This is a genomic window from Vibrio sp. 1249-1, assembly GCF_033340495.1.
The window spans coordinates 1-11,687 of the sequence record NZ_JAWOWJ010000007.1; the positions used below are offsets into that span (position 1 = coordinate 1).

Here is an 11,687-nt window from a genome sequence, read left to right on the forward strand (position 1 = left end):
GTGAATGGTGATCAGTTCCGTGGCAAAAACGAGTCTGAAATCGCTATCTGGAATGAATGCGCAAGATTGCTTGCCAATGCGCTCATCTACTTCAACTCCGCGATACTGAGTCATCTTCTGGGACACTTTGAAGCGACAGGTGATGAAGAAAAAGCGGCTATCACTCGTGCTGTTTCGCCCGTTGCATGGCAAAATATCAACTTAAGCGGGACGTATAACTTCACCAATACCGGAAAATTTCCTGATATTAGTGAAATTACGAAGCCAATCGTGGATGATTAAGCTTGGAAACGAAAGTAACCCACAGCTGGAGGCTATATAATACAAAGCCTGTAGCATTCTATGTTACTTTAGAGGGGAAAATCCCTAGAACCCCGTAATGGGACAGAAAGGAGCCGATTGGCTCCTTTTTTGCTTTTATGTCGTGTTAAGCTTTTGTTTTTTTATCGATGTAGGTTGAGGGTAGCTTTTGGGACAATACAAGTATGTTGTCATAAGCTTGCGAATTCAATAGATGGTGAGATGATTTTCAAAACTGCAAATCAAGTCGCCTCTTATGGAAACTCAACTATCAATTGCTCCACCAGCGATATGTTCATCAATAGAACATTCAACCTTGCAACAATCGTCAATAACAACAGGGGTTCTTGCTATTGATACGATACTGGGCACCGATGGCTACAGTGCCGACCGCATGATAGAAGTGGCCGGGATGCCGGGAACAGGCAAGACAACGCTCGTATTGCATAGCATTGCATGTTGTCAATCAATGGGGCTAACCGCTGCATACTTAGAGCCTGAGTGCGCTCTAGATTTACGATATGCAGAGACATTAGGTGTTGACCTGAACAATCTCATATTTGGTCAGCCTAAAACTGCAGAGCAGTGCTTTGAGATGGCCTTATCATTACTGGCTTCAAAGACTGTGAAGATGCTTGTCATAGATTCAATCGCATCTCTGGTTCCAAGATCTCAATATCGTAATGACAATTGGGAGGATAAAGATGATGCGATAGAGATGTCACGCCTATTGGCAAAATGGTTTTCAAAGCTTCGATTAGCTCTTAAAGGTACCGATTCAGTAGTAATATTCACTAATCAGCTACGGAGTAAAACAAGTCAGTTCGGTGATGCCTATTATGTAAGTTACGGTGGTATCCCTGTAGAGCGTTTTATGGCTACGCGATTACTTCTAAGTAAAGGTAATGAAATCCTCTTAAGAAAATTTCCTGTTGGCCAACATTGCATTATCGATGTGGTTAAGCATAAAGATGGTTTGTGTGGTAATAGAACGCAGATACCACTTCTCTATCGTAAAGGATTTTCAATTAGCTATGACACAATGACCAAGGCTCTTAGATACGGAATACTAACGCGCACTCGTTACGGCTACTATGCATTTGGTAAGCTATTAGGTGTTACAGGGAAGCATGCCAAGGATACATTGGATAAGACGCCGAAGTTGCGACTTCTTATCCACAGAGAGGTTTTAAAGTCTTGGGTCAATGGAAATGACGGGGCCGGTTGATGCCCCGTTTTCAATATTACTTGCAGTTATATATAGCTACAGCGTAGAAGTCGATGCCCGGATTGGAAATGGCCTGATAGCCAATGCTACCAATGGTGCACTGGGCGCCGGCTTGGTACAAGCATCGCTGGACACCATCTTTTACTTTACAACCACTGCTTAATTCACTCTGAGAGTAACCAGATAATACCTTCATATATCCACCAGGATTAGGTACTTGTGTTTGAGATGCGCTTTGATATACCCAGCTACCGTAAACAACTTTACTTCCTGTTGCTCCTTGTGACTGAGAAGTGTCAATAACGCGATTCTCTGGCCTTGTAGTTACAACGGTTGTCCCATCCTTGTAAGACCATGTTCTTACTTGCATCTGTTTACAGCTTCGTGTCTGTGTAAACCCGGTACCACTTGCAACTGAACCCGTACCTGGTGACCAGGAACTGCAGCTGTATACACCTCCAGAATTTGACCAGCCTGAAACTGTCACAGCAAGCGTCCTTGTCTGGTCAATAGTTATAGCTCGAGTAATGTTCTGTAGCTCACCAACATTCCTTATTTCTCCAGTGACGGCGTTTTTCTCCTGCTTTTGTTCTGTTCTTGTTTGGTTCTGCCTGTAGTTCCTTGACTGGTCAAAGTTTGCTGTTTGAGCAACGATTGGAGGCTCCCAAGAAGAATAATCATAAGGTGAATCAATGTTCGTCCATTCACCAAATGCAGATGCAGTCCTTAACCAAGGATTTTTGGTGCCTGGTACAGTCCGATATTTGATGTCATCGATACTCTGTAGTTGAGGGTGTGTGCCAATAACCTCACTACCGACCTTGTAAGTCCATGTACGAGTTTGATCCTGTTGGCAGGTATACGTTTGGTCGACGGTCAGCCCTTCATAGGTTTCGGAGGCCGGTGGTACCCACTCGCCACAGTCATGCAGATCACCGACATTCACATATGCGTTAACGGATGCTTTCACATCTCTTGATTCAGTAGCGGCTCGATAATCGTATTCGGTTACAGGGTCACCGTGATTACGAATCTCCCCGACGTTCGTGTCTTTGTCGCGGTCTTGACGTTCCCGCGTATACACGTCCTTGTATTTGCGCGTTTGCGTAAAGTTGGCCATCTGTTCACTGAGGGGAGGTAGCCAGCTCTCATAATCGACATTCTGGCCAGAGTCGACCCACGGGGTATAAGTAGGGTCAAAGACTTCCCAAAATCGGTCATCGATCGAATAAAGGCTAGGGATATAGACCTCGTATTCAACTTTGCCTATATCCTGCTTTCGAACTGGAGCCACTTCAAAACTCAATACACCGTTTTCAAGGGTTTTGGTCATGGAAATAGTGGCGCCAGGCTTAATGACTTTTGAATCCGCTTTAATTGAAAATGGAGAGTCGTCGGAAAGTCTTATCTCAAAATCATGTGCGCCGGTTGCAATGTTCTCTTGAGAAGTTCTCAGTACGTCGGATTTGAAATAACCTACAGGCTTACCATTGTTGTCTCTCAGATATTGATCAGCCGGTAAGGTTACAGAACCCTTGTCAGCCGAAAAAGAGGGAATAGGTAAGATACAGGCGAGGGGTAGGACATAGCAGGAAAAATTTGAAAGCCTCATTATCATCACTTTTGTTGTCACTGATAATAACGAGGTTACTGATGTTCAACTTGTTGCGTGGCTATTATAGTGTTCGATTTGGGCCCTAAAAATGATTTTTAGTAGAGCCCGAAACTTGCGTTAGCATCATCCCACGCTTCATTGTCATCAAAGTACTCTTGAAGAGTCTGAACAGATTTATGGCCAGTCATCTGCATCACTTTATTCATTGTCTTACCTGCGGTGACCGCCGATTCAACGAAACCGCGCCGGCCACTATGCCCTCCATAAAGACCGATTAACCCGGCTTGTTCGCAGCGCTCCTTTACCATTTTATTTATCGCATCACCGGTAAGTGGAATAGAAAGCATCTTGCGGTTTCTGTTAGCACGTCTAAAGATGAACCCATCTTTGATTTCTGCAGCCATCAAGTAATCTGATAGGAAAGACACTGGGCACATTTCCCCTTTGCTACCAGCCAGAATGATTTTGACCATGCCGTTTTGTTTACGCTTAACCTTATCCAGTTTTATCTTTAGTCCTTTGCCCGGGAACAGTTTTACGTTCGCATATTGGAGTTGAACGATTTCGGAACGACGAAATGCACCAGCATAAAGGAGCATCAAAATTGCCCGATCTCTGAGGTCTACTTGGTCTGTAAGATCCATCTGTGAGAAAATAAGACGTAAGTCATCAGTGTAGATGCCTTTAACCTTCCTTTTTTCTGTTCCAAGCTCTGCAGCAACACCCTTCATTATGTCACTCAAGTATTGAAGTTCAGTTTCGTTAAACGAGCGACCGTAATAACGCTTCAACGCGAATTTAACACCGTTTAATCGACGGTAAATAGTGGAGTAGGCAAGCGGTGCACCCGATGTCAAATAACCAAGGCGTGCAGATTTATCCGTCCAGACCCATCGATTTAATTTTCCGACTGTCTGATCTGTGAGGAAGTTGATTATTTCCGCTGTACTTGCACTACCCGGATTTATTCCCTGAACTTCACACCAAGCACAGAATACGCGACCATCAGATATGTACGCATCGAGAGTCGATTTAGAAAAGCTCTTTTGGAGTAGTCTTTTTGCGTCATCCGACAAGTCAGAAGCTATTTCAGCCTGAGTTGAAAGACCAGTATGAACAAGTGGGTCTAAATAAGGCTTTTCGTACTCAACTATCTGTTTATTTGTCATTTTTTCAGTTACTTGTTATGTATCGGCATTTATCAAGCTATCACGCTTCTACAATCGCGCCAGAAGCCAACCTACTGTATATAATACCAGTATCTTATACCAGATTTTCTTTTCTTTGAAGCCGCCTTATAACCGATTGAAAAATGAACATTTTGAGTAATTAGTGGCAAACTGGACGTGTAGGGCAAACAGAGAGCTTGAAATCGACCTAAACTCAGACCAAAATAACTGTATATATAACCAGCATTAGAGTTTATGAAACTTATACCATTAAAGCCTCACGCTGGCATTGTGGGTTTCGAGTCCTACGCAGATGAACACAAGATGCTTGACTTATCTCTTGATGATTTCGTAGAGAGGCCAAGCAGTTCTTTCTTAGCCATAATCAACGGTAACTCGATGGAAGGTGTAGGCCTATTCGATGGTGACCCTGTGCTTGTCGATCGGTCTTTAGATGCCAAGACAGGTGACATTGTTGTGGCTGTACTTAATGGCGAGCTCACTGTGAAGATCATCGACATCGAAAACAGGCTTTTGATTTCAGCCAATCCTCAATACAGGCCGGTTGTAATTGATGAGCTTGATGAGTTCACGGTCGAAGGTGTGTGTAGTTTTTCACTTCGAATGTTCAGACCATCACATCTACTGGCCAAATAACATGTTTTGCTTAGCTGACGCATCCGCATTTTATGCAAGTTGCCATCAAGTATTTGAAGTTTCGTGGCGAAAAAAACCAGTGATCGTCCTGTCAAATGAAAACGGGATCATCGTTGCGGCAAACAAACAGGCTTTATCACTGGGCATTCCTAAATTTTCAGCCTACTTCAAAGTTAAAGCTCTTTGTGATCATTACGGTGTAGTTGTATGTACGTCAAACTTCCCCCTTTATGCAGACATAAGCGGAAAAATGATGACAGTAATGAGTAGTTTCGCTCCTTCCAGCTACGTGTATTCCATTGACGAGCAGTTTCAGGATTACGCGGGGTGTGAATCGACTATCCCCGATTTCTATGAGCATGGTATGAAAATACGCCGCGCAGTATGGAAGCAGGTACGAATACCGGTTTGTTGTGGGTTTTCCCACACACTCACTCTCGCAAAGACGGCAAGTTTTGCATCCAAACGGTTGCCAGGTTTTCGCGGTGTTTGCGTACTCGAGACAAAGAAAGAAATAGATAACGTACTGGCTCAAATGAAAGTTGATAAAGTGTGGGGTATCGGCTCACGCTTGGCCAAGAGGCTTCAATTTATGGGAGTTGAAACCGGACTGCAACTTTCTCGGTTAGACCCACAAAAAGCCCGGAGAGAATTCAGCATTGAGATGGAAAGAATAGTCAGGGAACTGAATGGTCAGCGATGCAAGAATTGGGATGATGTGAGGGCGCCGAAGAAAGAGATTTTCTCGACTAGAAGCACAAGTGACCGATTGGTTACGCTGGAGGCTCTTACTCAAGAAATATCTGAACATGCAGCTATCGCCTCAAGAAAAGCGCGAGATCAAAAATCACTTTGTCGAGTGATGATTTGCTTCGCCGGCAATTCATCATTTGATGATCGCCCAGTTAACTATAAAGCAATGCACCAGTTCGCTTATCCAACGGCAGATGTCGACCAAATAACAAAAATTGCAGCTCAAATGGCCGCGGAAATGTTTAAAGCAGGCGTCAAGTATTACCGAGTAGGAGTCGGGCTTATCGACCTTGTTGATGGCCAACATGCACAAGAGGATTTGTTCAACCCGGAACCAAACCGACCGGAGCTGATGTCCGTTTTTGATGGACTAAATCAAAAGTATGGCAAAAACACAGTTTTTCTTGCTGCGCAGGGTATACCGAGAAAATGGGAATGCGACACTGCAATGAAGACGCCGCATTACACGACCTCATGGCGCGACTTACCGAGACTAAAGTGCTGAGCCAAAACCTCTACCTAAACTGGTTTGATTCCTTTCTATAGTGACGAATCATTTCAGTTAAATTAGGGAAATCTGGACCAACATGCTTGGTAACACATGAATTACACAAGAGTCCCTTGCCATATTTTGCTGGAAATGTTCCACAACACACGCAAATTGACGAAGAGCTCTCAACTTGCATTCCACTCTTAGAGCCGTGATCAGTTGTGCTTGAGTATTTGGCAGTTTTACTTAGGGATGACTGGTGTTCTATATCACTACAATTCCCCAAAGGTTGCTCAACTACGAGTTCTGGTTGTGGCCACCGGTGCATCACCACAAGACTTGCCCAAGATTCAAGAAAGTAATCAAATACTTCATCGGAAGTATACAGTTTCAATTTATCGGCACTCCCAAATAACTTCCGAGCCAAGGAGTGAGTATCGACTCTTAAGACGAAATCTATCGAATCAGGGTACTTGTTAATGTCAAAACCAGAGTAGTTGGCAAACGGTATCTCAATTGCAACCGTATGCCCTGATATTTCATCCTTTCCGTATGCATCGAAATGGCAATCATCAATGACTTTATCGATGTTCCAAACAATGTTACTGAATGGCCATTCATCCAGATCGAAGTCAGTGAGATGAACTGGTAATTGCTGTCGAAGTATTAAAGAAACAGCAGTTATTGGTGAGAATTTGCATTCATTAGTGGTCGATGAATCACTAGTTCTATGAGCAAAATGCCATTGATTGATTTCTGCCTGTCTAGCTGTGACAGGGGTGTTGCATGACAGGCATCGGCAATCACATTTAGCGCCCCTTTCTGCTTCCTGAATACCAATTATTTGCCCGGTTTTGTTACTTTTAGCAAAGGGCATTAATACGAAAAATTCTGACATTTCAGATTCAAAACCTCACTTGGACGACTAGGTAAGCAGACCGCTTAATACGAAGTGCACAAACGCAAATCAATTATCGACTGAGTAACTTTATCACGACTAACTTCAAAATCTGGGTAAATGCTAAACATTGACTCAACCATTTCTTCAACTGTTGCGTTCTTCCCAGTTAAACTTGGAATAGTATTACCATCTCTGAATGACCGCTGTAGGATCATTTTTTCCTTCAAGCTGCAGATACACATCCCCATTTCTGCATCATTAATCCAGAAGCGATTGATGCCATCAAATAGCACCTCACATCCCATATCAGCAGAACTTACGATCGACACACCAAACACGCCATTGTGTGAAGGTTTTGACACCCAGCGAAGAAAACCATCGTGGTTTTCTATATCAGCACAATTACCAAATTCAAACTTTATGGATATTTCCTTCTCTCTGCGATGGTAGGCGGCATGCATTCTATGGTTACCGTCTTTGAATTCAAAATGGTTTGGTCCCGTCATAGATGCGAGTAAGGCATGATTAATACTTGGATTCCAGTTTTTGACAAACCAGCCAATACGACGTATGTGTTCATCTCTCGAAGCACTGAAATTATCGACTTTATCGTGTTCAAAAGGGTCATCAGTAAAGTGGCCAGGTTGGATCAAATCTAAGGGGCTTAATAGAGCCTGATTTATTTCCTCAGAACTGACTTTACTCTCGTTCTGCGACCACGGGTATTGCGTAGTTAGATGTCCTAAAAGTGCCGGGTCAAAGACCGCGACACATTGTTCAAATACAGAAATCGTCATAGATAAGAATACTTACGTTGATTACATCCAGTTAGTTACTATCATTGTTGTTTTGAAAGGTCACGATGATTTGATCATTCTGAGGGTAAAGCACTAACATCAACACATTCTGAGCCATCACCTTCACCAAATTCGACAGTGCAAAAGCATACCTTGCACACGAGTTCATCATCAATGAATGTCGAATAGGCTTGGCAACAATCTGTTAGGCGTGAGCCTTCTCGACGGCTGTAGAACTTTCCGTTGGACTTAACTACATGGTTTCCAGTGCTACTTTTCATTATCGTGCTCTCAGTGGATTTGTTTAAATGACACTACAATCTTAAATTTATCCCCATATCGCGCAAACTCACTGACACTGGTGCAAACTGGGAACCATGATTCAATAAAGACATAATTGCTCAACCATACGAAGAAGACCAATGACCAATCTTCCTAATGTAAAGAAACCATGCAAAGACTGTCCCTTCCGAAAAGACTCCCTCAATGGATGGCTTGGGAAAGACAGAATGACTTCAATCCTTGATAGCGGCAGTTTCGTATGTCACAAGAAGACACACCTACAGTGTGCTGGTCATATGCTGATTAATGGTCAAGATAATGATTTTGTTCGACTAGCAAGCAGGTTAGGGATGGAGATTGAGTTATCGGGCGAAGAATTGATTTTTGAATCACGTGAAGCCTGCATCGGACACCACGATTTTAATGCTAATGAATAAACACGAGAGAGAAATTCAATAAATCTGACCAACCACTTCTTTAAGGGTGACTTTAATCGGTTACCCCAGATCTAACAGTCAATACCCCCCAATATTTCACTACATAGCGAATGCCTTGTGAGCACAAACGACAAGCAAGGCAACGACACTCGCTATCAGTTCAATAATTCTTGTTCAATATTTTCGAATAAGATATTCAAAAAAATAAGAATTCCTACCATTCTGAATTACGTATAATTCAAAAACTTTCTATTTTGAAAGCGCAGTAGTTTAAATAGAGAGCTAATATGTCACGTAAGAATGTAACACCTAAAAACTACAACTTAGCTGCAATCATAATGCACTGGGTTTCTGCCGTAACAGTCATTGGAATGTTTGTGGTAGGTGTCTGGATGGTCGACCTAAACTATTACAGCACTTGGTATAAAACGGCTCCAGAAGGGCACAAAGCAGTCGGCATTATGCTGGCTATTCTAACCGTTGGTCGATTTGTTTGGAAATTACTTTCAGCATCTCCAGAAACGGAAGGTACAAAATTCGAAAAAATTGCCTCAAAACTAGCACATCTAGCGATGTACGGTTTTCTGGCAGCACTATTTGTTTCCGGTTATCTAATCTCAACATCTGATGGCCGCGGAATAGAAGTATTTAGACTATTCACTGTCCCAGGGGCAGGAGAGTTGTTCGAACACCAATCTGACTTAGCCGGCAACGTGCATATGCTTGTTGCATGGACACTGATTGGAATAGTAGCTATCCACGTGTTAGCTGCAGTGAAGCACCACGTAATTAATAAAGATCAAACCCTCAATAAGATGTTAGGAAAAAGTAAAGCATGAAAAAGTCTCTAATCGCCGCAGGTCTATTCTTATCAATGGCAGCACCACTAGCAGCAAACGCAGCTGACTACAAAATTGACACATCGGGCGCACACGCATCGATCAACTTTGCAGTTAGCCACCTTGGTTACAGTATCACTCAAGGTCGATTCAATGATTTCGAAGGTACATTTAGCTACGACGAAAACAATATCGAAGCTTCAAAAGTAAAAGTAGTTGTTGATACTACCAGCTTGGATAGTAACCACGCGGAACGCGATAAACACATTCGTAGCGCAGACTTTATCGATGCTGGCAAATTCTCAACGGCAACGTTCACTTCTACTAAAGTTGTCGATAAGAAAGGTGGCAACATGGACGTGATTGGTGACCTAACACTGCACGGAATCACTCACCCAATCACAATCAATGCATCTGTTATCGGCGGTGGTGCTGATCCGTGGGGTGGTGAGAGTCTAGGCCTTAAAGGTACAACTCGCCTTGAGCTAAAAGACTTTGGCATCAAGGAAATGGGCGCGACTACATACGCTGATATGACATTGTATGTTGAGGGTATCAAGCAATAACAATATTGATTAAAACTTTAGAGCCAGCATTGCTGGCTCTTTTTTTTGCTCGATTTTGACCATCGATTCAAATAGTTAAGTCGTTAAGACAATTATGAATTTGGAGACTAGTATGAAAAAAGGAACATTGGCATAGCCAGCTTTTATCGTATTGAGGAATTCCATTTAGAAACGTTTCTCTGCCTTTTTGATAAAGGCATTTTTGCTCGACATTTAGGGTAGGTTAGGCAACCCCAAAAATCATTTCCATTTCTTCTGTTCGTTCGAAGGACCATTTTTAAACCACAATTAGGGCAGGTTGGTGTCTTATAATTACGGTCTGCAAAAATTTCTTTAAAAATATCTTCTTTCTTCTCGGAAGGTAACTCGTTAATCTTTTTGAGCAAATCTTTACCTGTGACGAGCTTTAGAGGCTTATTAGAGGCGAATTCTTTAGCATCTTTAGTGTATGAACCGGAAGTAACAAAATAACCCTCGGTGACGTTCCCTGCAGCCATTACACCGTAGAATTCACGAACAAATTTAACACCTACAAGACTAGTACCAAAAGCCTTGCACTGAACATAAGCTTTTCGGCCATCTTTCTTTTCTATAATGAGGTCAATACCGCCATCAGCACCGAACTGGGTAAGAGATGCGTTAAACCCGGAAGACAACAAATATTGTTTTGTGAGCTTTTCAAAGGCGAACCATTCCATATCCTTAATCATTTGTAAGGTAATGACATTAGGTTGTATAGAGCTAGTGTTTCCAATAGGTTTAATGTTCATTGGCACATCAACCGAATCACGATCACGGAATGGCTGAGTGACTAATTTTAAAATACCGATTACAAGGAGCGAGACAGTTTCAATCAATGCGCCAGGCTTTTTAAGAAGAAAACCTATAAATAAAACAGCAGCCATGTAAAGCAGGATTAACGAAAGGAAACCTGACACAGATTCGAAAGCTTTTCCTAAAGCATTCTGCATCAAAACACCTTGTTCAACTGACACTGAAAAACTCCAAAACAAACATATAAAGTGGTAGAAGTTTACAGCAATATTAAAAATTAATCATGTTAAACGCTGTATTTTGAAAGCTAAGTAGATGTTAATATATGAAGCCGACAAGTAGGATTATCGGCTCCAAAATAGGTATTAAAACTCTGCCCCAGCACCCGCCCTATAAAGGCTCAAGTAACTTAGGCATTCACTAACACCGACAACCTTACATGTCGGGTAGCTAATAATCAACCTTCTTTAGTCTCTACGATAACGCGCCATGAATTCTTCTGCTTTTTCATCGTAACCATCCATTTTTAAACAGCTCGCAACAAACAAATAACTCTTGGGCTTATTAATTTTATACGCTGGTATGAAACCTATTAAAATCCCGGCAGTCATCGATATGAAAAATAATCGGTTAACTTGAAAATTATCAATATAACCAGTCAGAATAAAACCAAATATCGCTATTGATGTTAACCATAATACCAGTGCCATTTTCCTACTGCGCATAAAGGCTGTAAAAATCGGCAATCCACATACAACGCCACCAGCTATGGTTTGCCAATGTAATGCCTTATCATAAGTAACGAAGTTAAAAATGGTAGTGGCCAGAATAAAGCTGTAACCAAAGGTCAACGGCCTGAACTTAAAAAATTGCACTATT

At 42.2% G+C, this 11,687-nt stretch carries 13 protein-coding genes; 7 read left to right on the forward strand and 6 right to left on the reverse strand.

Going from position 1 to position 11,687, the window contains the following annotated elements:
• Positions 1-282: Tn3 family transposase (locus R7Z50_RS13905; RefSeq protein ID WP_318149133.1), on the forward strand; the 282-nt coding region annotated here is incomplete at its 5' end.
• A gap of 274 nt (positions 283-556) precedes the next feature.
• Complete coding sequence (locus R7Z50_RS13910; protein ID WP_079324674.1) at positions 557-1,528, forward strand: ATPase domain-containing protein; 972 nt, start codon at positions 557-559, stop codon at positions 1,526-1,528.
• A gap of 16 nt (positions 1,529-1,544) precedes the next feature.
• Here R7Z50_RS13910 and R7Z50_RS13915 read toward each other — a convergent pair whose 3' ends face one another.
• Both R7Z50_RS13915 and R7Z50_RS13920 read right to left on the reverse strand, forming a co-directional pair.
• Positions 1,545-3,140: a hypothetical protein gene (locus R7Z50_RS13915; RefSeq protein ID WP_154715353.1), complete on the reverse strand. Its 1,596-nt coding sequence runs from the start codon at positions 3,138-3,140 to the stop codon at positions 1,545-1,547.
• Between the two features lie 98 nt (positions 3,141-3,238).
• Complete coding sequence (locus R7Z50_RS13920; protein WP_053410891.1) at positions 3,239-4,312, reverse strand: tyrosine-type recombinase/integrase; 1,074 nt, start codon at positions 4,310-4,312, stop codon at positions 3,239-3,241.
• A 255-nt stretch (positions 4,313-4,567) separates the two neighbouring features.
• On the opposite strand from R7Z50_RS13920, the gene R7Z50_RS13925 reads away from it, so the two are divergent.
• On the forward strand, positions 4,568-4,969 hold the full coding sequence (locus tag R7Z50_RS13925) for a LexA family protein (protein ID WP_079324490.1): 402 nt from the start codon (positions 4,568-4,570) through the stop codon (positions 4,967-4,969).
• 1 nt (position 4,970) lies between these two features.
• A complete protein-coding gene (locus R7Z50_RS13930) occupies positions 4,971-6,227 on the forward strand; it encodes a Y-family DNA polymerase (protein WP_079324492.1) in 1,257 nt (418 codons plus the stop codon).
• Between the two features lie 10 nt (positions 6,228-6,237).
• Here R7Z50_RS13930 and R7Z50_RS13935 read toward each other — a convergent pair whose 3' ends face one another.
• Positions 6,238-7,110, reverse strand: coding sequence for a hypothetical protein (locus R7Z50_RS13935; RefSeq protein ID WP_079324494.1), 873 nt, complete (start codon positions 7,108-7,110; stop codon positions 6,238-6,240).
• 44 nt (positions 7,111-7,154) lie between these two features.
• Positions 7,155-7,910, reverse strand: coding sequence for a hypothetical protein (locus R7Z50_RS13940; protein ID WP_079324496.1), 756 nt, complete (start codon positions 7,908-7,910; stop codon positions 7,155-7,157).
• 422 nt (positions 7,911-8,332) lie between these two features.
• Between R7Z50_RS13940 and R7Z50_RS13945 the strand changes: the two genes are divergently transcribed.
• The 3 genes from R7Z50_RS13945 to R7Z50_RS13955 all read left to right on the forward strand — a co-directional run bounded on the left by R7Z50_RS13945 (position 8,333) and on the right by R7Z50_RS13955 (position 10,034).
• The gene (locus tag R7Z50_RS13945; protein ID WP_079324498.1) at positions 8,333-8,629 is read left to right on the forward strand and encodes a DUF6283 family protein; all 297 of its coding nucleotides are present in this window, start codon (positions 8,333-8,335) and stop codon (positions 8,627-8,629) included.
• 287 nt (positions 8,630-8,916) lie between these two features.
• Entirely contained in the window at positions 8,917-9,468 is a 552-nt protein-coding gene (locus R7Z50_RS13950; RefSeq protein WP_079324500.1) for a cytochrome b, read from the forward strand.
• On the forward strand, positions 9,465-10,034 hold the full coding sequence (locus tag R7Z50_RS13955; RefSeq protein WP_079324502.1) for a YceI family protein: 570 nt from the start codon (positions 9,465-9,467) through the stop codon (positions 10,032-10,034). The genes R7Z50_RS13950 and R7Z50_RS13955 overlap by 4 nt, the downstream gene beginning before the upstream one ends.
• Positions 10,035-10,177: 143 nt before the next feature.
• Here the strand turns inward: R7Z50_RS13955 and R7Z50_RS13960 are convergent, their stop codons facing one another.
• Positions 10,178-11,029 carry a restriction endonuclease gene (locus R7Z50_RS13960; protein ID WP_139374594.1) on the reverse strand — a complete coding sequence of 284 codons (852 nt, stop codon included), beginning with the start codon at positions 11,027-11,029 and terminating at the stop codon, positions 10,178-10,180.
• 246 nt (positions 11,030-11,275) lie between these two features.
• Positions 11,276-11,683, reverse strand: coding sequence for a hypothetical protein (locus R7Z50_RS13965; RefSeq protein ID WP_139374595.1), 408 nt, complete (start codon positions 11,681-11,683; stop codon positions 11,276-11,278).
• Positions 11,684-11,687: the final 4 nt, after the last annotated feature.